Raw genomic sequence first — 22173 nt, forward strand, 5'->3', positions numbered from 1 at the left:
GCACCTGAGAGGTGCCCCTTTCTTGAACGGGAATGTTGACTTCGAACATCATCATTTTCCCAGTTCAGAAGGGGCATTTCCATTTCACGCGCGGCTTGATCCGGCTACTCGCATCGGTGGATCAAGGCTTAACGTCTATGCCGGGAGTCGGCGTTAAGACCGCGTCCCAGATCCTCCTGGCAGCCGGTGATTTCTCTGCGTTCAAGACTGCCGGGCATTTGGCGGCGTATGCCGGGGTCGCGCCGGTGACGCGGCGGTCGGGGACTTCGATTCGGGGCGAGTTCCCATCAAGGGCGGGTAACAAACGGTTGACAAACGCACTGTTCCACTCAGCGTGGGTGGCGTCGTGTCATGATCCGTTATCGAAGGCGTATTACGAGCGGAAACGGGCTGAGGGGAAGCGGCATGATGCTGCGGTGATGTGCCTGGCTCGTCGCCGGCTGAATGTAATGTTCGCTATGGTCAAGGCCGGGTCCTTCTATGAAGCGAAGACCCCAGTTGCTGCTTGACAATGAATGTAACGGGTGGGCGAGACCGAGCTGCCGCAGCACCTTCGTTTCCGGCGCCTCGATCGGAGGGTGGTCTGCTTCTGAACAATTATCGGATCACGCCAACTGGCCGCGGACCCGTGAATCTGGGAAGATACTGGCATGTCGATGAATGCGAGACGCACACGCACCCTCAGGGGTGTTGGTGCCGCCGTCTTCGCATCGTTTACCGCTCTGGCATCCCACATCATCGCCGGCGGGTCGGCACCAAACGTTTTCGGCATGACGGTCGTCATTGCCTTGTCCGTATTCGTGTGCGTGCTCCTAGCTCGATCGTCCCTCTCATTGTGGAGACTTTCAGCGTCGGTCATAGCCAGCCAGGCAATGTTTCACTGGATGTTCTCAGTCCTCGGCCACGGACCAAATATGCGCCAAGAACCGTCGTCGATCGCAGCCGATTCGCTGGCTTCAGGCCACCATATGATGCACTCCATGCCTGATTCCGCGATGATGCCATCCGGCCACGCGGGCATGGACCACTCGCTGACATCACCGACGATGCTGGCCTCACACCTACTGGCAGCCATGCTCACGATCGCCGTGATCTACCGATTCGAAACAATCCTGGCAAACATCAACCAACTCATCAGTCTCATCTGGTCACTGATCGTCGCCATAGTATCGATCCCTGTCGTTTTCACCGGTATCGCTCGGGTAGACCGGGCGTGCGCACAGCCCCGTGTGGTTGGTTCTCAAAACGTCGACCGTTCACCTGTCCTCAGGCGTGGTCCGCCCGTGTTCGCGCTCTGAACCCACTACTTTCACTTCTTCCCGCTGATTTTGCGGGCGATTCTTCCTCACCGTTATCCCGGTGCTCTTGCAGCCACCAAACTCGATTGTTGGTGTCCAAGAGTCTCGGTTGACGGGGCGCGTCCTGGTATATGTGAGTTGTATAGACGTGGGTTCGGAGCTTTCTCACGATCAGATCGTTTCTGTCTTGGAAGGTCCTCCCGTGATTCGTCCTACTCGTACCATTTTCACGACGACCGTGATTGGTTGCTTGCTCATTGCCGTTTTCGCTGCCATGGCGATCCACTGGGTCCCATCAGGGCCAGCTGCCGCTCACGACCAGCTCATCAGCAGCACCCCAACCGCTAGTGAAGAACTCGATGCCTCACCCGATGAGGTGACGCTCGAGTACTCCGCTGAAGTGATGACCATGGGTGCTGAGTTGCGCCTGACCGATTCGGCCGGGAAGCAGTACTCGGTCGATGAGGCGAAGTTCGAGGGAACTCGTGTTGTCGCTGGTATCAGTGAGGACCTGCCCGACGCAGCCTATTCGCTGGCCTGGCGGGTGGTGTCGTCGGATGGTCACCCCATCAGTGGTGTCGTGCCATTCACCGTCGGCGACGCCCCAAAGGCCTCCGCGGAAGACACCTCGGCTGAGTCTTCGGCCCCGAGTCAAAGCGCTCAACCTGCCTCCGAGGGTGCAGACAACGCGCCGAGCTTCCCCTCCTGGGTGCGGCCCGTTCTCGTGGCGGTCATCGGCATGGGGTTGGCCTTCGGGATCTTCGCTTTCGTCACTCGCACCAGGAAACAGCGACATAACGACTGATCAGCCGTTTTCAGCAACGCTCGACTGACCGTTGCGTGACCACTTCTTTTACTCTTTGAAAGGCACTACCGTGCGTAAACACACCCTGATTTCTACCGCTATCGTCTCAACGTCTCTCCTTCTCCTCTCCGCTTGCGGTGGCGGTGCCGAGGCTGAATCGACGGAGACGTCTGCTCCTGTCGCTGACTCTGTCGAGGTTACCGATGCGTGGGTCAAAGCCGCCGACGATGGCATGTCCGCGGCTTTCGGCAGCATCGAGAACACCGGATCGACGGATGCGACGGTTGTCTCGGCCGAATCCCAGGCCTCGACCGCGCTTGAACTCCACGAAACCGTGGAGAACGAATCCGGCGAGATGGTGATGCGGGAAAAGGAGAACGGATTCACCATCACTGCCGGCCAATCATTGGCACTGGAACCTGGTGGGAACCACATCATGCTCATGGACCTCACCGACCCGATTAAAGCAGGTGACGAGGTGGAGTTCACCCTGACGTTCTCCGATGATTCGACACTCGAGTTCAGTGCGCCCGTGAAGGACTATGAGGGCGCGAACGAGAACTACGAATCGGGTGATGACGAGGCCGGTGAGCACGAGGGACACGATATGGAAGACATGGACCACAGTGGTGGGAGCAAATGACTCCTGCTGAACCGGGTGCGGGTTGGTCTAGGCGACGCCTCCTCATCGGGGGAGGCGTTGCCGGGGCCGGCGGTCTGGCCGCCCTCGGCGCCGACTACGCCAGCAGGCGGGCACGAGCAAGCGGAACAGACGAATCACCATCACTTAACGGTGAGGTCCGCATCCCCTTCTACGGAGCCCACCAGTCCGGCATCACCGTAGAACCTCAAGCCCATGCTACGTATGTGGCACTGAACTTGAAGAAGGGCGTGGCCAAGAAGGATCTGGCGCGGATGCTCAAGACCATCACCGACGACGCTGCGCGCCTGACTCAAGGGGTTCCAGCGTTAGCCGATTCGGAACCGGAACTGGGAACCGTGCCGGCCCGGATGACGGTCACCTTCGGATTCGGCCCGAATCTCGTCGCCCGAGTCGCTGGGGATGCGGCCCTGCCGGAATGGTTGGGCTCGTTACCGGAATTCGGGATCGACCAGCTTGAGGACCGGTGGTGTGACGGTGATTTGTTACTCCAGTTCAACGCTGATGACCCTTTCACCATTGCCCATGCTGTGCGGATGCTTCTCAAGGACACCCGCTCCAGTGCGGACGTGCGTTGGGTGCAACGAGGGTTTCGCCGCGCCCAGGGTTCGGAGAAGTCGGGGACGACGATGCGTAACCTCTTCGGGCAGGTCGATGGAACGGTCAACCCGCAACCTGATGACACTGATTTCAAGGAACTTGTGTGGAATCGGGATGGGTGGATGACTGGTGGGACCAGCATGGTTATTCGACGGATCGCGATGAATCTGGACAAATGGGATCGCTTGGACCGGCCTGGACGGGAGCAGTCAGTAGGGCGCAATCTCGCGAATGGTGCCCCGCTGACGGGAGTCAACGAGCATGACGAACCTGACTTCACAGCTCTGACCCCGGTTGGTTTCCCGGTGATTCCCGAGTTCTCCCATATGGCCAGGGCGAGAACCCCGGATCGGTCCCAACGGATCCATCGTCGCGCCTACAACTACGACGACGCTCCGGAGCCCGGGAAGATCTCGAACTCGGGGCTTCTGTTCGTCTCCTACCAGGCCGATGCCACTGCACAGTTCGTTCCGATCCAGCAACGCCTCGACGAACTCGACCTTCTCAACGAATGGACGACCCCGATCGGATCCGCCGTCTTCGCCATTCCACCCGGGTGTGACGAGAACGGATTCATCGGCGACACCCTCTTCGACTGACTGATTTTCAAAGGACTATTACATGACTATCTTGACCACAGAACCAGCTGAATCTCCATCGTCTCCACCGACCTCACCGCCACCTCACCGGGGGTGGTTCGGGCAGTTCCTCAGACGACTGCACTTCTACGCCGGTATCTTCGTTGGACCGTTCATTCTCATCGCTGCGATCAGTGGCGCCCTGTACGCGGTCAGCCCCCAGATCGAGAAGGCCGTTTACGCACACGAACTCTACGCCCCGAAGGCCGACACGTATCTTCCGTTGGCCGAGCAGATTGACGCAGCCAATGCATTCATCGGCGGTGGCGCGACACTGTCCGCAGTGAGACCGGCCCCGAAAGAAGGCGACACGACGCGGGTGATGTATGCCGATGACTCCCTTGGAGAAAGCGAGAGCCGAGCGATCTTCATCGACCCGGCAACCGCGGAAGTCCGAGGAGATCTCACTGTCTACGGCACCAGTGGAGCCTTGCCACTGCGAACGTGGCTTGATCAGCTCCATCGCAGTCTCCACCTCGGCGATGTGGGTCGTCTCTACAGTGAGCTCGCCGCTTCCTGGTTGGGCATCATCGCCGTGGCCGGTCTCGGACTATGGGTGATGCGGGCAGTGAAAACGCGAAAGGCGAAGGAGATGCTCCACCCGAGCTTCAAACGCAAGGGCCTACGCCGCACGTTCTCCTGGCATGCCTCTGTCGGTGTGTGGGCTGCGATCGGGATGCTGTTCCTGTCTGCGACCGGTATCACCTGGTCCCAATACGGCGGTGAGAGCGTCAATAAGATCCAGACAGCCATCGACTGGACGACCCCGGCCGTGAGCACATCACTCGACGGTTCCGCACCTGCTGGTGGTGAACATGCCCACCATCATGGTGGGGGAGCACCAGCGGAACCAGTTGGGGATGGGCCGAATCCGGCAACGTTCGATTCTGTGCTCTCGGTCGCGCAGGATGTCAATGTCAACACCGGGCTCGTGGAGATCAAGCCACCCGAGGATGAGAACTCGGCGTGGGTCGTTAGTGAGATTCAGCGCAGCTTCCCCACCGAGGTTGACTCGGTCGCGGTCAACGGTACCACCATGGAGGTTGTCGATCGCACCGACTTCAAGGACTTCAACATCGGGGCGAAACTCACCCGGTGGGGAATCGACACGCACATGGGCAACATGTTCGGGCTGCCCAACCAGCTTGTTCTCTTTGCCCTGGCTTCAGGGATCGCGTGCATGGTGGTGTGGGGTTATGTGATGTGGTGGCAGCGCCGGCCCAAACACGACACCAACCGCAAGTTCGGGGTGACCCCGGCTCGTGGCGTGCTGCGACGGTCACCCTGGTGGGGAATCGTCTCGGTGGTAGCGGTTGCTGGGTTCGTGGCGTGGTTCCTGCCCGTGCTCGGCGTCAGCTTGATCGGCTTCATCCTTGTAGACCTGATCCTAGGGTGGCGCGCGCGAAGCAAAAAATAGGAAGCTGGTATTCGCCAGGGCGATAGCGTTGCTGTCGCCCTGGCGAAGATCAGAGTCAAACAACTGTTTACTGTTTCACACTCGAATGCACAACAGCGAAATCGAACAGAGGGTGAAACGGGAGAGTTAATCTCTGCGCGCGGTGGTTCATGGTCGCGAATGAGCGCTGCCAATAGACCGCCGCTCATCGAAGCATCTTGCAGGCAATAAGAGTACGATTCGTTGTCGGTCAAGATCGATCGATTTTGACCCACACACAAGGTTGAGGGTGATTTAAAGGCTGGAGCGCCAGTGTTTCTGGTTCCAGAAACAAAGAAATGCGGAACATGGTGGAATTCGATCCACAGCAGTGCCCTACTGAGCGCCACAACCCCAGCGACGATCCCTGTTCCCAACACAGCTGCAAGAGCGCCGACGAGGATCTGACCAAGATATCCGCGCGTTTCTGCCATGGGACTGGTTAAAGCATCGATCGATCGGGGTATGGCCAACGTGTTCACGAAATTTATCGGCAAGTGGCATAGTGACTGACCACTTCACGCACGCCGATCCGCGCCGGCACCGAAGCTCCGGAAAAGCAAAGCTCCTGCGCAGCGGCCCCGATGCTTCCGTTTTTCACCACGGCAAGATAGGCCTCAAGATCGATCCTCGTGGCCGGCACCAGATCCATGTCACCATCGTCAGTCAATCGAGCGCACATAACGTGAGTTCGGCATCAGCGGCCAGGGCGAGCCGGTACTCATCGTCGCTGATGAGCAGGACCACCGCACCGGCGGCGACTGCGCGGATCTCCTCGGCGATGGAAGTAAGGTGGCGACGGTCGACGCCGGAGCTGGGTTCGCCGAAGACGACAATGCGGCGGCCAGCAACACAGGCGGCGACGACCAGGCGCTGTTGTTGACCCCCGGAGAGCGCGAGCGGGTGGCGTTGGGAGAGGTCGGTGAGGCCGAGAGCACTGAGTACTTCGCGAAGATCAGGGGCGTTGGTTGCGCCAGTGTCCGCGAGTTCGATCTCAGCCATCACACTTTCAGTGAATAACTGTCGTTGAACGTCCTGCATGACGATCGCGCTCTGCCGTAGTCTTCTTTTCCGACTCAGTGATCGATCGCCCATTGACACAGTGCCTCCGCAGGCCTGCAGGCCTGCGATAATTCGGGCCAGTGTCGATTTTCCGGCACCTTTGACGCCTCGGATCGCACTCACCCTCCCAGCAGGGAAGGTAACACGGTCGATATCGAGCACCGTTCGACCACCGAGACGGCAGCGAATACTTTGAAGAACGAGAGACCAATCGACGTAGTCGGGCTCGTCGACGCGGGATGCTACGCCTCTTGGCTTGACGCTTGGCCCCTGTGCGGACACCCGTGGGAGACTGACGGTGCTGACCGACCCGTGCAGTCCCTCTCGAGCGAGGTCGTCATCGGCGTTTGGGTAAACTGACTCCGGTTGAATACGCGCTTGTTCACCACAAGGCTGTCGCTCTGGCGGCGTAAACCCCGGAGTCAACTAAACCGTCAGCAATTCCATGTCGCGTTCGTCGCCGACGTGTTCAACCGCGAGATCGTCGGCTGGCAGGTATCGCGGTCGCTACAAACCGAGTTGGCCCTCGACGCTTTGCAGATGGGAATCTATCAGCGCAAACGTGCAGGTGGCGACCTGTTCGGGCTGGTGCACCATTGGGACCGCCCAGTATCGCGCAATCCGATATGGCGAGGCCCTAGCTGGGCAAGACGCCGTCGCTTCTGTCGGGTCTAAAGTCGATTCATACGATAATGCCCTCACCGAAACGCTGAACACACTCTATAAGGCCGAACTCATCCGGAACAAGGGTGCCTGGAAAGGCATTGATGATGTCGAGCTCGCCGCGGCGGAGCGGGTGCACTGGTTCAACACGTACCGGCCTCACCGGAGCACTTGGTGTAGCGACTCCCTCTGCGTTCCGATCAGACTTTTTCAGTGCGCTGCCGCGGGCTGCGTAGCTCGTGCACGAGCCGATGATTAGAGAACTCTCCATCAAACCCGGTGCTTGAGAGCCTAAAGTTTCGTCAATCGTTCAACCGCCAACCTGAGGTCAGTCATTGGACGGGGCCTTTGCGCGAAACGGTTGTTCGGGACCGAGCGCGCTGTTGCTGCATATATCGGTCAAAGGTGTCCCTCCATTGCGGACAGAGGCTGTAACCAGAATGGAGTACTTCCTCCACCGCGAGTTCGGTGGGGAACCCGAACGTGTCATACAAGGTGAAGATATCCTTCCCAGTCATCCCCGTTGGGCCTCGTCGGTGGAGTTCTTCCAAGCCCTTGCGAAGCGTGCGCAGGAACACGCGTTCTTCCTTCTCCAAAACCGTCATGATCGTCTTGTGCTGCGTGTCTAGTTCCGGATAGTTGTCATTGTAGAGGACGGTGATTACCGAAACTGTGGTGGGCAGAAAGAGCTTTTGAATTCCGATTGCCTGCCCATACCGGATCGCCCGACGTACCAGTCGGCGCAGCACATACCCGCGTTCTTTGTTCGCCGGCCGCACCCCGGCCACGATCATGAACACTGCTGCACGCAGGTGGTCGGCAATCACACGCATGCCAACTGTCGCGTCCCGGTATGAGCGGCCGCTGAGCTTCTCCAAGTGTTCGATGATAGGGCGAAGGGCACTGATTTGGAATATGTCCGGGTCGTCGTTCGCAGCCGCAGTGATCCTTTCCAAGCCGCCACCAAAGTCGACATTGCGGTGAGTCAGCTGGGTGAAGGTGCCGTCGGGTTGGCGTTGATATTGCATAAACACCTGGTTCCCGATCTCCATGAATCGACCACTTTCGCTAGCCGGATGTGGCAGACCATGGGTCGGGTCGTGGTGCTCAGGGCCGAAGTCGAAGAATACTTCACTGTCGGGCCCACAAGGGTCCCCAACCGGAGTGCCAGCCAGCCCCTTACCTCGGCTCCACCAGTTTTCCTCGTCGCCATAGAAGAAGATGCGTTCCCCGGGACTGATGCCACGGGCGTCCCCGTCGGATTGGGTCCCGATCACCGCGACCTGGGCTTCAATTCCGGCGTCGGCGAACACTTGCTTCCAGATCTGCGCCGCTTCCTCGTCACGTGGGACACGTGCCGAAACATCGCCGCCGAACACGGTGACATACAAACGGTGGGGATCCAACCCGACAATGCGGGTCAAGAAATCGAAGAACCAGCGGATCTGCTGCTCTTTGAAGTAGTCACCGAGGCTCCAATTCCCTAGCATTTCGAAGAACGAAGTGTGTCGATTGTCGCCGACTTCAACCATGTCCTGTGCCCGTACTGCTGGTTGGCAGTTCGCCAGCCGCAGACCCGAAGGGTGCGGCTCACCCAGTAGGTATGGCATTAACGGTTGCATGCCGCTGCCGGTAAACAAGGTGGTGCCATCTTCTTCCGCCACGAGGCCACTGCGTGGAATGACGGTATGACCGCGTCCCTGGTAGTAGTCAAGGAAAGCAGTGCGGATATGCTGTGCGCGCAAAGGCATAGGTGATCGCTTCCTGAAGTAGGTGAATAGGCAATTGCTCGGACCGAAAGGTTCTGCCCGCCGTGCGATCAAGTTCGGGACCGCCACTACCGGGACAGATCCGGCCCGACGAGTGGCGAGGACTATCGACGGCCTCCTGGCTACAAAGGTCTTCAACGGCGGTGGAGAGTACCAGCTCGTCAGAGCCAGAATCTACCTTCACCCGCGCGGGTGGGCGTAAACGAGCTCGGTGAACCGTTGCACGTAGTTCTGGAGGAACTCCACAGTCGTCTCAGCAGCGATAGCCCCGTCCTCATCAAACAAGCTCGGCGACTGGCCGAGAAACACTTCCGGTTGGCCAGGGGTAGGCATGTCGAAGTAGGACAGGGCCAGGCGGAGGTTCTTCTGCGAACTGTAGCCGCCCATGCGGCCCACGGAATGGCTGATGATCCCGGCCGGGAGGTTCTTCCACGCGACGTCACTGTTGGGCTTAGAGCCGATGTCGATTGCGTTCTTCAGGCAGGCTGGGATAGTGCGGTTGTTCTCAGCGGTTACGAATAACACGCCGTCGGAGGCTTTAATAGTCTCCCTGAAGTGCGTGTACGCCTCTGGGGTTGGTTTGTCGGAGACGTCGGGGTCGTCATAGTCGAAGTCGTAGAGCGGCAGGTCGCGGATTTCGACGATCTGCACGTTGTAGCCGTCAGGGAAGTACCTGATGACCTGGTGGGCGATCTTGCGAGCGTAGGAACCGCGGCGCAGACTGCCGATGATCACGGAGATGTTCTTGGTCATAAGGGGCCTTTCATAGTTGATGAGGATGGTCGGGCGACAAAAGTCAGAAGTCCCAGTCGGCGTCGCTGGTGTCTTCGCCCTTGCCGATGACGTAGGAGGAACCGGACCCGGAGAAGAAGTCGTGGTTCTCATCAGCACCTGGTGCCAGTGCGGCGAGGATTTCCGGATTGACTTCGGTCTCTCCCGGGCTGAAACGTGCAGGGTAGCCGAGGTTCATCAGTGCCTTGTTCGCGTTGTAGCGTACGAACACTGCCACGTCGTCCATCAGCCCCAGCGGCTCGTACAGTTCACCTGAGTAGGCGAGCTCTAGCTCGTAGAGGTCTTCAAGCAGCTCGTAGGTGAACTCGTGCATCTCGTTCTGCCGTTCAGATGCCTGATTCTCGATGCCTCGCTGATATTTGTAGCCGGAGTAGTAGCCGTGCACGGCCTTATCCCGCAGGATGAGGCGGATCATGTCTGCGGTGTTGGTCAGTGTGGCGTGCACGGAGAAATGCAATGGCAGGTAGAATCCTGCGTAGAGCAGCAGCGAGGACAGCAGAGTAGAGGAGACCTTCCGTTTGAGCGGGTCGTTGCCGTAGTAGTGTTTCAGTACCTTTTTGCACCGCTGCTGAAGCAGGTCGTTGTTTACGGCCCACCGGTAGGCGTCGTCGATCTCCGGAGTGCTCGTCAGGGTGGAGAACACCGAAGAGTAGGACCGGGCGTGCACCGACTGCATGAACGCGATGTTGGTGTAGACGGCCTCTTCGTGTTCGGTGCGAGCATCCTGGATCTGACAGATCTCCCCGACTGTGGCTTGCACCGTGTCAAGCATCGTCAGCCCGGTGAAGACACGCATAGTGAGAGTTCGTTCCTTCTCGGTGAGCCTCTGCCAGGCGGGGATGTCGTTGGACAGTGGCACCTTCTCGGGTAGCCAGAAGTTCGCGGTGAGCCGGTTCCATACCTCGAGGTCTTTCTCGTCGCCGACGCGGTTCCAATTGATCGGTCGCAGCCTGGCCAATGGGTCGTGGCGGTATTTGGGCGGGGTAACCGAGGTCTCGGAGAGCGGGCAGGTGGGGTTAGTGGTCGTCATGCGGGTTCCTTAGGTATGGGCTGGATTGGGTCAGAGTGTGCAGGAGACGCAGTTCTCGATCTCGGTACCTTCGAGTGCTGGTTGGCGCAGTCGGATGTAGTAGAGGGTTTTGATGCCTTTGCGCCACGCGTAGATCTGAGCGCGGTTGATGTCGCGAGTCGTGGCAGTGTCGCGGAAGAACAGGGTGAGCGAGAGCCCCTGGTCGACGTGTCGGGTTGCTGCGGCGTAGGTGTCGATGATCTTCTCGTAGCCGATCTCGTAGGCGTCTTGATAGAAGCCGACGTTGTCATCACTCATGTGCGGGGCCGGGTAGTAGACGCGGCCGAGCTTGCCCTCCTTGCGGATCTCGATCTTCGCCGTGACCGGGTGGATCGAAGCGGTCGCGTTGTTCACATACGAGATCGAACCGGTGGGCGGGACGGCCTGCAGGTAGGCGTTGTAGATTCCGTGCTGTTTCACCGACTCGCGCAGCCGTACCCAGTCCTCGCGGGAAGGGATGGTCACGCCTGCGTCTGCGAATAGTTCGCGCACCCGCTGAGTGGCGGGCAGCCAGTCATGTTGGGTGTATTTGTCGAAGTAGGAGCCGTCGGCGTAGGTCGAGTCCTCGAAGCCGGCGAAGGTCTTACCGCGCTCAATCGCGATTTGATTCGATGCGCGGATCGCGTGATAGGTGATGGTAAGGAAGTAGATGTCAGTGAAGTCAATGCCTTCTTCGCTGCCGTAGTGGATGCGCTGGGAGGCGAGGTAGCCGTGCAGGTTCATCTGGCCCAGTCCGATTGCGTGGCTGGTCTCGTTCCCGTTCGCCACGGACGGGACGGCATCGACGTTAGTCTGGTCGGAGACACTGGTCAGTGCCCGCACCGCGGTTTCCACGGTCGACCCCAGGTTCGAGGAGTTCATGGCCTGAGCGATGTTGAGTGAGCCGAGGTTGCAGGAGATGTCTTGGCCGATTTCCTGGTACCCGATAGCGGAGTCGTAGGTCGAAGGCGTGTTGGTCTGCAGGATCTCGGAGCAGAGGTTGGACATGTTGATGTGACCTGCCAGCGGATTGGCACGGTTGACGGTGTCTTCGAAGAGCACGTAGGGGTATCCGGACTCGAATTGGAGCTCGGCGAGGGTCTTGAAGAACTCTCGGGCGCTGACCGCGTTCTTTCGAATCCGCGGGTTCGCCACGAGCTCGTCATAGTGGTCGCTCACCGACAGGTCTGACAACGGCGTACCGTATTCGCGCTGCACGTCGTAGGGGCTGAAGAGGTGCATGTCCCGGTTATCCTTGGCCAGTTGGAAGGTCACATCAGGGATGACGACTCCCAGGGAGAGGGTCTTGATGCGGATCTTCTCGTCGGCGTTCTCGCGCTTAGTGTCGAGGAAGCGAAGAATGTCGGGGTGGTGGGCGTGCAGGTAGACCGCGCCTGCGCCCTGCCTAGCGCCAAGCTGGTTGGCGTAGGAGAACGAGTCCTCGAGGATCTTCATCACCGGCACCACGCCGGAGGCTTGGTTCTCGATTCGTTTGATCGGAGCAGCGACCTCACGCAGGTTCGACAGCAACAGCGCCACGCCCCCGCCGCGCTTGGACAGTTGCAAGGCGGAGTTTACGCTGCGACCGATGGACTCTAAGTTGTCTTCCACGCGCAGTAGGAAGCAGGAGACCAGTTCGCCGCGCTGGGCTTTCCCCGCGTTGAGGAACGTCGGCGTCGCGGGCTGGAAGCGACCGGAGAGCATCTCGTCGACCAGCCCGGTGGCCAGTTGCTCGTCGCCCTGACCGAGGTAGAGCGCGGTAGCGACCACCCGTTCTTCGAACCCTTCGAGATAGGTGGTGCCGTCGAAGGTTTTCAGAGCATACGAGGTGAAGAATTTGAAGGCTCCCAAGAAAGTGGCGAACTGGTGGCCCACGGAATGGGCGCGCTCGTGCAGTGCGCATAGAAATTCCGGGGTGTAGGCTTCCAGGAATTCGGACTCGTAGTAATCGTGGTCCACTAGCCACTCCAGGCGCTCGGCCGCCGAGGAGAAGACCTTGGTGTTCGGGACCACATGCTGGCGGAGGTACTCGGCGGCGGCCTGACGGTCCTTGTCGAACTGGATCGAGCCGTCGGGGGCGAACAGGTTCAGTTCGGCATTGAGCGCGTGGTAGTCTTTCCGCTCTCCGATGCCGGTGCGCACGGGAACCTCTGAGGCGATGGTGGTCATGCGGTTGTCCTCTCGTTGTTGGCCTGGTCCCAGAAGCGGTCCAGGCCGTTGTTGACGGTTTCGATGTCGCGCTGTGTGCCCAGCAGCTCGAAGCGGTAGAGCTCGGGCACGCGGCACTTGCGCGAGATGATGGGCCCGGCCAGGCAGTAATGCTCGCCGAAGTTCGTGTTCCCCGCGGTGATCACCCCGCGCAGCAGAGCGCGGTTGTCCGGGTCGTTCAGGAAGGCGATCACCTGCTTCGGAACCGCACCCGCCTGTTCCCCGCCGCCGTAAGTCGGCACGACCAAGACGAAGGGGCATGCCACTCGAATCATGCCCTCCAAGCGTGGGCGCAACGGTATGCGTACGGCAGGACGGTCGAGCTTATCGACGAATCGACGGGTGTTCTCCGAGACGCTGGAGAAATACACCAGGTCCGGCGATTCACCCTCGTGCAGCTCTCGGATCGGATAGGTCGTCTGTGGCCGCGGTCCATGCACCACTACAGCCCTCCTAGAACTAGAAACTCTTTTTGCCAAGCCTTCTGCGCGTACCTCAGTTGAGGCTTCTGAGGTTTCCCCGCCGTGCTTTTTGTAATTCGGTACACCAATACTATAGATTCGGCGTACCGAACTTCAAGCGCGACTCGGTGTCCGGCGCCCCAACCGAAAGGATTGATGATGAACGAGAGTGCACAACCGCAGGGCACCTGGATCGAAGCGATCACCGTGTTCGAGGAACTTCGCGCTGGCAACACCGATGGCGCTCTTGAAGTAGTGAGAACGTGCTCAGACGTCGAGCGGATGCTCGGATACCTCTTTCGTCTGACGTCCCTGTTTCTCAGGAGCGCACGCTCGGAGGACATCGACCACTTCATAGAAGCCGCACACCGGGCGGAACCTCCACCTACTCTCAGGTATCGATGAACGGGGCCGCCGGCGCCGGTTGCGATACTGCGCGATTTGAAGTCCGTCATATAAACGCTGAAAGCCCACTCTGTCGCAGTCTGAGCTTTTGAGAACATGAATCGAGAAATGAGTGATGGGAATGCAAATCAATTTGAAGTCGAAACTCGCTCTGATCTCTGCGTCGGCGCTAGCCCTGACAAGTTGCGGTGCTGGGAACGCGGAGTCGTCGTCGACCGAAGGTAAGCCTCAGGTGTTGACGACGTTCACCGTCCTTGCCGATATTGCCGACAACGTAGCCGGCGAACACCTGGAGGTGGAATCGATCACCAAAGTCGGTGCCGAGATCCATGGATATGAACCCACTCCCAAGGATGTGGCCAAGGCGTCAGAAGCCGACTTGATTCTTGACAATGGGCTGAATCTGGAGGCATGGTTCGAGCAATTCGTCGAACAGACCGACGCCCCGCATGAAGTCGTTTCCGAGGGTGTCGAACCAATCGACATTTCCGAGGACGCCTATGCGGGCAAGCCGAATCCCCACGCATGGATGAGCCCTGTCAACGTCCAAATCTATGTCGACAACATGGTCGATGCTTTCAGCGAGCTGGATCCAGATCACGCCGCCGACTTTCAGTCCAATGGAGAGTCGTACAAAGACGAACTTCAAACCGTTCAGGATGACCTTGTCGGTGAGCTGTCGACACTGCCAGACAAAGAACGAGCCCTCGTCACGTGTGAGGGCGCTTTCTCCTACCTCGCCCGGGACGCGGATCTCGACGAGCGCTACATCTGGCCTGTGAATGCGGAGCAGGAGGCAACCCCGCAGCAGATTTCCTCCACTATCGAGTTCGTCAAGCACAATGACGTTCCCGCAGTATTCTGTGAGTCCACCGTCTCGGACAAACCAATGCGACAAGTCGTTGACGCCACCGGCGCGGAGTTTGGCGGGACACTGTATGTCGACTCGCTTTCAGAAGCGGACGGACCTGTGCCAACATACCTTGAGCTCATTAAGCACGACGCTGACACCATCACTGAAGCTCTGACGGGTGGGAACAAGTGACTTCAGCAATCCGTGCTGACGGTGTCACAGTGCAATACGGCGACGTCAGGGCACTGGAGGATGTCAGTCTCGGAGTGGAGTTCGGTTCCGTGACAGGTCTGATCGGAATGAACGGGTCGGGGAAGTCCACTCTGTTCAAAACGATCATGGGACTGACCCGCCCGGTTCAAGGCACCGTATCGATCAACGGCAGGACACCGACGCAAGCACGGAAAGAAGGCTTGCTGGGATACGTGCCACAAAGTGAGGATGTTGACTGGACGTTCCCCGTCAGCGTCCGCGATGTCGTCATGATGGGCCGCTACGCGTATCAAGGATTCACTCGAAAGCCCACGTCGGCGGATCGTCAAGTGGTCGAACAGGCACTAGAACGCGTCGGGCTCCAGACCTTCGGTTCTCGACAGATCGGACAGTTGTCTGGTGGGCAGAAGAAACGCACATTTGTCGCTCGTGGACTTGCGCAAGGAGCCAACGTGCTATTGCTTGATGAACCCTTCGCTGGGGTAGATAAGAGCAGCGAATCGACCATCGTTCAACTGCTGCGTGAACTCGCCGATGAGGGGCACTGCGTGCTCATCTCCACTCACGATCTGCATGCTCTGCCACAACTGGCTGATGAGGCAATCCTTTTGCTGCAGTCAATCCTCTTTCAAGGTCCTGTCGCCGATGCTCTGCGCCCCGAGAACCTCTCACTGGCATTTGGTCTCGACATTCGAAGGGCAGAAGAATCCGAATGAACCTCTACAGTCTCGTCATCGAACCACTCCACTACGAATTCATGATCAGAGCACTGACCACCACAGTGCTCGCTGCAATCGTCTGCGCACTCTTATCGTGCTGGCTGATCCTGGTCGGCTGGTCTCTGATGGGTGACGCTGTTTCGCACGCAGTTCTTCCCGGGGTCGTCATTGCCTACATCGCAGGGATCCCCTTCGCCGCCGGTGCGCTGGTTTTCGGATTCATCGCAGTCGCAGCGATCGGCATTCTTCGAGGAACTAGTCGGATCAAGGAAGACGCTGCCATCGGCATCGTCTTTACGACCCTGTTTGCCCTGGGGCTAGTGCTGATCTCGACGACGCCGAGTCACACCGACCTCAATCACATCATCTTCGGCAACATCCTCGGCGTTTCGACTTCGGACCTTCGACAGATTGCGCTGCTTGCTGTCATCGCGTTCGCCGTCCTGATTGCCAAGCGCCGCGACCTGACTCTGTACGCATTTGATCCGACTCACGCTTACGCAATCGGCCTGTCGCCGCGGGTTCTCGGAGCGCTGCTGCTTGCACTCCTTGCTCTGACGACAGTGGTAGCACTTCAGGTTGTCGGTGTCATCCTGGTCGTGGCGATGCTCATCATTCCAGGAGCGACCGCCCACCTTCTCACCGATAGATTCAATCGAATGCTCCTCATCGCGCCCATCATGTCGGCGTTGTCCTCGGTGCTAGGGATCTACCTGAGTTACTGGTTGGATGCCTCATCTGGCGGTCTAGTTGTGCTTGTCCAAGGTGTCGTCTTCACCGGTGTTTACCTGTTCAGCCCCAGCCACGGGCTGATCGCCAAGTCGCGGCAACATCGCCGGACCAACGACCAGTGGAAGCGGCACTCGGCAGAGGCTCAAGTTCCGTGATCGACGAGTACCTCCGCGGTCTCTGGGAGCTGGAGGAGTCGAAAAACAAGTCCATGACCCGGGCCCAGCTTGCCGAGACTCTGCAACGCAGTCGGCCTGCAGTGACTCAGTACCTTCGAGTCCTCGCCAGTCACAATTTGGTCAGGCAGGAGCATTATGGGCCACTTTCATTGACCGACGCCGGCGCGTGCAGGGCGCTGTCGGCTGTGCGCGCAGAAAGAATTTGCCGCTGCCACCTCTTTACGATTCTCAGTGTTCCATGGCACCGCGTATTGAAAGAGGCATCGGTGATGGCAATGGCACTGAGCTCCGATGTCGTGGAGACGATGGCTGCTCTTGCCTGCAGCCCCGAGCTCGATCCCTATGGCAACCGAATACCAACAAAGGTAGACGATCTGCGACCGGGAGACGGCGAACCTCTCGCCGCTCTCCCGACTGCTCACCTACTTCAAGTTTCGAGAATTGGACGCGCCCCTGAGCATCTACTCTTCGAACTGGAGCGGAAGAACATCCTTCCGGGCACCCACATCACCCTCGAGAAACACCCTGATGGCCAGAGCAGTCTCACATTGGAGCCAGACGATAACGTTGTAGTCCTCAGCGACGATGCCTCCGAGTATGTCTACGCAACTTCAACAATTCAGTAGCGCCGTTCTTACGACAACTCACGCAGCAGAGCACGGGGATACCCACATGGCGTCGCTGGCCGTGCGCCCGAGCGTCACGCCAGCTCCATTGCCTCCCTCAAGGTGAATTACAATAGAATCAGAGAATGGAGGACCGGCTTCGGTGCTGAAATACGATCCGACATGAATGCCGTACTCAGCCAGAAACTGCAAAAGGTTGGGATCGGAATCCGAAATCCGCTCGACACGGACTCGGCTTCCCGTTCCGACGTGTGTCAATGGGATCGCAGCCGGGCGATCAATGGTTCCGTCTGCAGCTGGAATGGGGTCTCCGTGAGGGTCGCGATCGGGGTGGTCGAGATGTTCGGCGATACGGTCGACCATGAAGTCTGACACCGCATGTTCGAGGGTCTCGGCTTCGTTATGCACCTGGTCCCAGGTGTATCCGAGGACCTCGACGAGGAAGGTCTCGATGAGGCGGTGACGACGGACCATCGCAAGGGCATAGACTCGACCTTGTGCCGTCAGAGCAATTGACCCGTACGGCGTGTGCGCGACGAGCCCCTCGTCCGAGAGTTTGCGAATCGCGTCGGATGTCGTTGACTGCCTGACCCCAACCTTCTGGGCAAGCGCGGTGGTCGTGACGGGAGCATCAGACCACTCGCCCAAACTCCAAAGTGCTTTCAGATAGTTTTGGGCGCTGTCAGAGAGTTCAGTGACGGACATGGTCGAAGATTACCAAACTGTTCTATCCGTCCGATCGTCAGCCCGTTTGCTTGGGTTCTTCACAGTTTTTGCGTTCAGGTTCGTGCATCACGAGCGTTGCTATCGATGACGCCGGGGACAAGGTCAGGCTGTCTGTCAGATTCGTCCTTGTTCTCATCCTCTTCGCCCGCGCCCGCCTTCTTCCCAGTTTGGTAGTCATCGGCGGCCTGACGGATCGAGTCGAATTTGGCGTAGAACCCGTCGCCGGGACAGCTTGTTTGGCCAACGTCGCGATGTCCGACAATCGCTTTCATCTCCTCCCCGGCTAGTGATGTCGAGCCACCCGCTTTCACCCCGCTCAAGGACAGCTTCCACCCGACCACCTCCGCGACCGCATCAAGAGTGCGTTGGGGCGGTGCCTTCTTGTCATAGTCGCCGAGCACGGAAATGCCGAACGATCCTGTGTTGTACCCGGCGGCGTGAGCGCCGACTACGGCCTTCTTTACCCCGCCTGCGCGCCCCTCCCAGAGTCTTCCGTATTTGTCGACGAGCATGTTGTAGCCGATGTCCGACCACCCTCGACCCGTGATGTGAAACGACTGGATCCCTCGTAGAATCGCAGGCACATCCTCTGCGGCATAGTCGTTGTTGCCATCGGTGTGATGGATCACTGCGGCGGAGACTGAGTCCGCGATCGTGGGAGAATTTCGTACCAGTTTCTCGCTCGCACCCCAGTCTTTACGGGTAGCGACTTCGGGCTGGACAACAGAGTTCTTCGCCACGTTGGCCGCCGATGCTGCGCATAGTGGACAGGTGCATCCGCCCGTCCGTGTGCAAGGTGGTACCGAGGCGTGGTCAATTGAGTGGGCATGCTGCGACACCTCCCGATCAACCGATTCCGAACTCTTGGGCGCATTCTCTGCCACCAGTTCTGAATCGCCGGGGTGCCTCTTCGAAGCGACACTGACGACCTTGGCATCGGCTGGACTGCCGCCGTCACCGAGAACACGCACCTGAATACTGTCTGTATCAGTGGTGTAGTAGGGGTCCGTGCCGCGCGAGCCCTCCCCGGCATCCGAAGCATGCAGGTGCTGCCACCCGGACCAGCGGCCATTCGTGTGAGTTCTGATCTCGAACTCGACCCGAACGTCGTCGTCGAATGCGATTCCTACGACATTCGGTGACGCTGACGGCAGATCGATGACATCGGACAATGCCGAAATCGTGATTCCGTCCGTAGTTTCAGCGGCACCTGATCCCGTTGGCGCTGCAAGGTCCCCATCCTTACGATCATTGGACACATGAGGGCTCTCGGTCGACGATGGGCTCGTCACGGCTTGGTCCTGTGCATGAGCGACAACGGCGCTGGTGAAATGAGCCGAAGTATCACGAAGGCTCTGCGGAGCGCGCAGCAACGGCGGCAGGGATGTGGTCTTCGTCCGCGTGACTGACCTCGTCGTCGACGATGCGTCCCTGGCCCCTGCCGAAAGTGCCCCGGTTGCGCTGATTCCAGACAGCGGAGACTCAGAGACTTCAGGATCGCCGGAGTGCAGCGACGCGGAGGCGGGTGGAAGGCCGATGTTCACCGCCAACGCCAGGGATCCGGCTGCCGAAAGTGTGAGTAGCTTCGTATGCATGAATGTCCTTCTCGGGGGAAGTTCGTGAAAGGCATGTTCAGGGTATCGGCTGGACGAACAAAAGTCTATGTTCAGGTGATAACACGGTCGAGGAACAGTGCGCTACGGTGCGCAGTCAAGCGTCACGTCAGTGTCGCACGACATCGACAGACGTATTTAGGAGATAAGGACCAAGCACTGCCGAGCGCAGTTCGATCGAATCGACTATTCCACCCATGCAGCCTAGGTAGTTGTGAGTGCGTGGCTATCTCAGTGACGAGATGGGAAGCGAATGCGTCGATCAACAAGCTCAGCGATTTAGGTTTACTGGTGCTGCGTTGGGGGAGTATGGAGTTGATGGGCTCAATCCCGCTGGATCTTCACTTCAACGGCCTGAGGTGAATCATGCAGTGTCCTTCGCATAGCCGAGGGGTTCGTTCATGAGTGCTGGGTGGGATGGTGTCGACGAGATTCGTTGAGGGCGCTATCGAGTTTGATACTGGAGATCGGTCTTCGGCCTCGGAGCGTGACCTCGACTGAAGAGGGCCGCCGAGTTGAAGTTGTTCAATGATTTCAGATGCCGGGGGCCGCGTTCATGGTCTTCATGGGTATTGTCGCGACATGCTCGATCGATCACGGGTTTCGCCTCGAGCTTGGCTGGCTCTTGGGCCAACGATCGTTATAATGCGAGCCGATTAGTGCTTCGGACCCCGAGACGAACTAGCTGTGGAAGGAATCCGGGATAGGAGAAGCGCGAACACTGTTGTTGCCGGCATGGTGATGATAATCCCGATGACACCTGCCAGCATCTGGGTCAGTGTCGTGGACACGGTGTCGGTCTGGAGGAAGGCCGATAAAGGCTGATTGTAGGTGTGGGCGAGCACGAACGCGGCGAGGCCCGCTCCGACGACTGAGAAGCTGATGGTGTAGATCGCTGAGGCAGAGTGGTCCCTTCCAACGGAAAGGGCAGTCGGGACTATCACTTTCCATTGGGGCCGTGTGTCTGGGGCGGTGTGAGAGAAAACGGTCGCGGCTTGCGCCGCAGCGATATCGTTGAGGATTCCAATCAATGCGATGAGCAACGCAGACAAAGAGAGTGTCGAAAGGTCGATGTTGAGGTTGGTGTACGTGAGTGCGGAGGCCGATTCATCGGCAGGACCTAGGCGCAACCAGGTTGACAAGAGTGTCCCTGCGGCCATTGCGGTGGCGGCTCCGCACATGGTTCCTCCCCATGCGGCGAGCGTTTTCGTCGTCAGGCCGTGGGTGAAGAAGAGCACGCCCGTGAGAACGAGGATGATGCTGATGGTCGTGTAGAGCAGAGGAGAGCCACCTGCAGCGATTCCGCCGATGAGGAACGCCCAAATGAAGATCGCCGATGCGAGCAGCGACGCGATCGCGCGGATTCCTTTGCCTCTGACCACGAGGAGTACGAGTGCGATGATGATGAAGGTAGAGGCTATGAGTTTGATCCCGCGGTCGTGGGAATGGAAGGTGTAAACGGTGCCTGAGTCGGGGCTTTCGGAGGCATAGACAATGGCGCGGTCACTGTCGGTGACATGCGAGAGCCAGGCGTCGCGGAAGAGCATGACCTCGACTTGCTTGTCGTCGTCGAGCGTGCCGGTTGCTTCGCCGCAGGGGACGTCGTCGGTGACATTGTCGCAATCTGAATACGTGACGTCGCTGAGTACCGCACTTGTGTAGGTTCCTGCCATGGACTTGTCCGGGTGCGGCCAGAGTGCGATGACCAGGGGTACGAGTGCGACTGCGACGACTAAGACAACGGCAGTTGCGAGGCGAGTGCCATAGTCGAGGTGGGTGACAACTGTCTTCATGTGTTTGTATCTCGAGAGTGGAAAGTTGAGTATTTCCGGTTGATGATTAAGTCGGTTCTAGATTCGGTAACTGTGGGGAGTCTATACGGTCGAGATTCAACTATGCGTCACTCAGCCCCTAGTGGCAGCGTTTTGGCGGTGTCCAATTGCCTTTCTGCTGCCGAGGACCCGTATTCTCGAGATCATGGGTTCAAGAGGTCGGAGGTAGTGGGGTAAGAAGGAAGTGTCGCAACGTGTGCGTTCGCGCCCGACTGAAGCGCCCTGGGTCCGTTGAAAGCTCCGGTTTTTGGAAACGAGGGTCTGCGGTGTCGCAGAGATTCAGGATCTCAATTCACTTCCATTCGCTACGGTGAACGCCTCGCGGATGTCGGCGCGATTGTCTCGCTCATGACTGTCGGGGATTCGAGTGACAACGCCCTGGCCGAGACGGTCAAGGTCTAGCGCAAGACCGAACTCTTCCGTGAACCTGCCAGATCCGGTACCTGGTGCACGGTCGAGGATTTGGAACTGGTGACCCTCGGGTGGGTGCACTGGTACAACACTCAGCGCTTCAACGGGTATCTCAGCGACGTGCCGCCTGCGGAATTCGAGGAGGCGCTTCATGCTGACTAAACAGCGGCCGACTGGCTGTCGGAAATCAATTAACACGAGCCTCCACCAAACTCAGAGCGATTCAAATCTCTTAAACCTTTTGGTTTCTGAGACAGGCAGCTCGTTCGGTTTTGGAAACTCTCACTGCCCGACTTCACAGTGATTGGGTCCCCGTTAGCAGTCCAGCGGCTATGCGATAGCTAATTGGTTCTCTGCGCTCCAGCGTTCCCAGCATCTCGATGGTGTTAATCCGTCGAGGGATCCGTGGGGCCGTTCATGATTATAG

At 58.7% G+C, this 22173-nt stretch carries 20 protein-coding genes and 2 pseudogenes; 12 read left to right on the forward strand and 10 right to left on the reverse strand.

Annotation, left to right across the window (positions count from 1 at the left end; genetic code table 11):
• Positions 1-128 precede the first annotated feature (128 nt).
• The 6 genes and pseudogenes from BAUR9175_RS18270 to BAUR9175_RS18295 form a co-directional block, all read left to right on the forward strand.
• Positions 129-509 (forward strand): annotated as a pseudogene (locus BAUR9175_RS18270) (transposase); the annotation flags it as partial.
• Positions 510-980: 471 nt separating this feature from the next.
• The gene (locus tag BAUR9175_RS18275; protein ID WP_125178027.1) at positions 981-1298 is read left to right on the forward strand and encodes a hypothetical protein; all 318 of its coding nucleotides are present in this window, start codon (positions 981-983) and stop codon (positions 1296-1298) included.
• A 250-nt stretch (positions 1299-1548) separates the two neighbouring features.
• Positions 1549-2103: a copper resistance CopC family protein gene (locus BAUR9175_RS18280; protein ID WP_083248683.1), complete on the forward strand. Its 555-nt coding sequence runs from the start codon at positions 1549-1551 to the stop codon at positions 2101-2103.
• Positions 2104-2173: 70 nt separating this feature from the next.
• On the forward strand, positions 2174-2746 hold the full coding sequence (locus BAUR9175_RS18285; protein ID WP_180959285.1) for a copper chaperone PCu(A)C: 573 nt from the start codon (positions 2174-2176) through the stop codon (positions 2744-2746).
• The gene (locus tag BAUR9175_RS18290; RefSeq protein ID WP_069599728.1) at positions 2743-3963 is read left to right on the forward strand and encodes a Dyp-type peroxidase; all 1221 of its coding nucleotides are present in this window, start codon (positions 2743-2745) and stop codon (positions 3961-3963) included. Before BAUR9175_RS18285 ends, BAUR9175_RS18290 begins: the two co-directional genes overlap by 4 nt.
• 22 nt (positions 3964-3985) lie before the next feature.
• The gene (locus BAUR9175_RS18295) at positions 3986-5419 is read left to right on the forward strand and encodes a PepSY-associated TM helix domain-containing protein (RefSeq protein ID WP_069599729.1); all 1434 of its coding nucleotides are present in this window, start codon (positions 3986-3988) and stop codon (positions 5417-5419) included.
• Positions 5420-5924: 505 nt separating this feature from the next.
• Here the strand turns inward: BAUR9175_RS18295 and BAUR9175_RS19265 are convergent.
• Together BAUR9175_RS19265 and BAUR9175_RS19560 are read right to left on the reverse strand one after the other, a co-directional pair.
• A complete protein-coding gene (locus tag BAUR9175_RS19265; RefSeq protein WP_113717727.1) occupies positions 5925-6089 on the reverse strand; it encodes a helix-turn-helix domain-containing protein in 165 nt (54 codons plus the stop codon).
• A gap of 14 nt (positions 6090-6103) precedes the next feature.
• A complete protein-coding gene (locus BAUR9175_RS19560; RefSeq protein ID WP_308298045.1) occupies positions 6104-6781 on the reverse strand; it encodes an ATP-binding cassette domain-containing protein in 678 nt (225 codons plus the stop codon).
• 163 nt (positions 6782-6944) lie between these two features.
• Between BAUR9175_RS19560 and BAUR9175_RS20010 the strand changes: the two genes are divergently transcribed.
• Positions 6945-7421, forward strand: coding sequence for an integrase core domain-containing protein (locus BAUR9175_RS20010; protein ID WP_096158426.1), 477 nt, complete (start codon positions 6945-6947; stop codon positions 7419-7421).
• A gap of 73 nt (positions 7422-7494) precedes the next feature.
• Here BAUR9175_RS20010 and BAUR9175_RS18310 read toward each other — a convergent pair whose 3' ends face one another.
• The 5 genes from BAUR9175_RS18310 to nrdI form a co-directional block, all read right to left on the reverse strand.
• Complete coding sequence (locus BAUR9175_RS18310; protein WP_205676751.1) at positions 7495-8913, reverse strand: alanine--tRNA ligase-related protein; 1419 nt, start codon at positions 8911-8913, stop codon at positions 7495-7497.
• Positions 8914-9111: 198 nt separating this feature from the next.
• A complete protein-coding gene (locus BAUR9175_RS18315; RefSeq protein ID WP_069599731.1) occupies positions 9112-9684 on the reverse strand; it encodes an NADPH-dependent FMN reductase in 573 nt (190 codons plus the stop codon).
• A 43-nt stretch (positions 9685-9727) separates the two neighbouring features.
• A complete protein-coding gene (gene nrdF, locus BAUR9175_RS18320; protein ID WP_083248685.1) occupies positions 9728-10753 on the reverse strand; it encodes a class 1b ribonucleoside-diphosphate reductase subunit beta in 1026 nt (341 codons plus the stop codon).
• A 30-nt stretch (positions 10754-10783) separates the two neighbouring features.
• Positions 10784-12940, reverse strand: a complete 2157-nt coding sequence (gene nrdE / locus BAUR9175_RS18325; RefSeq protein WP_069599732.1) for a class 1b ribonucleoside-diphosphate reductase subunit alpha — start codon at positions 12938-12940, stop codon at positions 10784-10786.
• Positions 12937-13386: a class Ib ribonucleoside-diphosphate reductase assembly flavoprotein NrdI gene (gene nrdI / locus BAUR9175_RS18330; RefSeq protein ID WP_151505493.1), complete on the reverse strand. Its 450-nt coding sequence runs from the start codon at positions 13384-13386 to the stop codon at positions 12937-12939. The genes nrdE and nrdI overlap by 4 nt, the downstream gene beginning before the upstream one ends.
• Before the next feature lie 580 nt (positions 13387-13966).
• Here nrdI and BAUR9175_RS18340 point away from each other — a divergent pair.
• From BAUR9175_RS18340 to BAUR9175_RS18355, 4 genes are read left to right on the forward strand one after another with little or no spacing between them, the layout of a single operon-like run.
• Positions 13967-14890 carry a metal ABC transporter substrate-binding protein gene (locus BAUR9175_RS18340; RefSeq protein WP_009882358.1) on the forward strand — a complete coding sequence of 308 codons (924 nt, stop codon included), beginning with the start codon at positions 13967-13969 and terminating at the stop codon, positions 14888-14890.
• Entirely contained in the window at positions 14887-15627 is a 741-nt protein-coding gene (locus tag BAUR9175_RS18345; protein ID WP_009882356.1) for a metal ABC transporter ATP-binding protein, read from the forward strand. Before BAUR9175_RS18340 ends, BAUR9175_RS18345 begins: the two co-directional genes overlap by 4 nt.
• A complete protein-coding gene (locus tag BAUR9175_RS18350) occupies positions 15624-16517 on the forward strand; it encodes a metal ABC transporter permease (RefSeq protein ID WP_009882354.1) in 894 nt (297 codons plus the stop codon). The genes BAUR9175_RS18345 and BAUR9175_RS18350 overlap by 4 nt, the downstream gene beginning before the upstream one ends.
• A complete protein-coding gene (locus tag BAUR9175_RS18355; protein ID WP_069599735.1) occupies positions 16514-17164 on the forward strand; it encodes a metal-dependent transcriptional regulator in 651 nt (216 codons plus the stop codon). The genes BAUR9175_RS18350 and BAUR9175_RS18355 overlap by 4 nt, the downstream gene beginning before the upstream one ends.
• A gap of 18 nt (positions 17165-17182) precedes the next feature.
• Here the strand turns inward: BAUR9175_RS18355 and BAUR9175_RS18360 are convergent, their stop codons facing one another.
• From BAUR9175_RS18360 to BAUR9175_RS18370, 3 genes are all read right to left on the reverse strand, one after another.
• Positions 17183-17869, reverse strand: a complete 687-nt coding sequence (locus tag BAUR9175_RS18360; RefSeq protein ID WP_029416765.1) for a metal-dependent transcriptional regulator — start codon at positions 17867-17869, stop codon at positions 17183-17185.
• A 74-nt stretch (positions 17870-17943) separates the two neighbouring features.
• On the reverse strand, positions 17944-19485 hold the full coding sequence (locus tag BAUR9175_RS18365; RefSeq protein ID WP_009882351.1) for a peptidoglycan recognition protein family protein: 1542 nt from the start codon (positions 19483-19485) through the stop codon (positions 17944-17946).
• A gap of 674 nt (positions 19486-20159) precedes the next feature.
• Entirely contained in the window at positions 20160-21296 is a 1137-nt protein-coding gene (locus BAUR9175_RS18370; protein WP_069599736.1) for a YibE/F family protein, read from the reverse strand.
• 291 nt (positions 21297-21587) lie between these two features.
• Here BAUR9175_RS18370 and BAUR9175_RS18375 point away from each other — a divergent pair.
• Positions 21588-21908, forward strand: a pseudogene (locus BAUR9175_RS18375) (IS3 family transposase); the annotation flags it as partial.
• Between the last annotated feature and the right edge of the window lie 265 nt (positions 21909-22173).

The sequence above is a fragment of the Brevibacterium aurantiacum genome (genome assembly GCF_900169065.1).
Classification (GTDB): Bacteria; Actinomycetota; Actinomycetes; order Actinomycetales; family Brevibacteriaceae; genus Brevibacterium; species Brevibacterium aurantiacum.

Coding starts and splice junctions, on each gene's coding strand:
- BAUR9175_RS19265 (WP_113717727.1), bottom strand. CDS start 6,089: ATGGATCTGGTGCCGGCCACGAGGATCGATCTTGAGGCCTATCTTGCC.
- nrdE (WP_069599732.1), bottom strand. CDS start 12,940: ATGACCACCATCGCCTCAGAGGTTCCCGTGCGCACCGGCATCGGAGAG.
- nrdF (WP_083248685.1), bottom strand. CDS start 10,753: ATGACGACCACTAACCCCACCTGCCCGCTCTCCGAGACCTCGGTTACC.
- BAUR9175_RS18315 (WP_069599731.1), bottom strand. CDS start 9,684: ATGACCAAGAACATCTCCGTGATCATCGGCAGTCTGCGCCGCGGTTCC.
- BAUR9175_RS18365 (WP_009882351.1), bottom strand. CDS start 19,485: ATGCATACGAAGCTACTCACACTTTCGGCAGCCGGATCCCTGGCGTTG.
- BAUR9175_RS18370 (WP_069599736.1), bottom strand. CDS start 21,296: ATGAAGACAGTTGTCACCCACCTCGACTATGGCACTCGCCTCGCAACT.
- BAUR9175_RS18290 (WP_069599728.1), top strand. CDS start 2,743: ATGACTCCTGCTGAACCGGGTGCGGGTTGGTCTAGGCGACGCCTCCTC.
- BAUR9175_RS18340 (WP_009882358.1), top strand. CDS start 13,967: ATGCAAATCAATTTGAAGTCGAAACTCGCTCTGATCTCTGCGTCGGCG.
- BAUR9175_RS18360 (WP_029416765.1), bottom strand. CDS start 17,869: ATGTCCGTCACTGAACTCTCTGACAGCGCCCAAAACTATCTGAAAGCA.
- BAUR9175_RS18310 (WP_205676751.1), bottom strand. CDS start 8,913: ATGCCTTTGCGCGCACAGCATATCCGCACTGCTTTCCTTGACTACTAC.
- BAUR9175_RS18275 (WP_125178027.1), top strand. CDS start 981: ATGCCTGATTCCGCGATGATGCCATCCGGCCACGCGGGCATGGACCAC.
- BAUR9175_RS18350 (WP_009882354.1), top strand. CDS start 15,624: ATGAACCTCTACAGTCTCGTCATCGAACCACTCCACTACGAATTCATG.
- BAUR9175_RS20010 (WP_096158426.1), top strand. CDS start 6,945: ATGTCGCGTTCGTCGCCGACGTGTTCAACCGCGAGATCGTCGGCTGGC.
- BAUR9175_RS18295 (WP_069599729.1), top strand. CDS start 3,986: ATGACTATCTTGACCACAGAACCAGCTGAATCTCCATCGTCTCCACCG.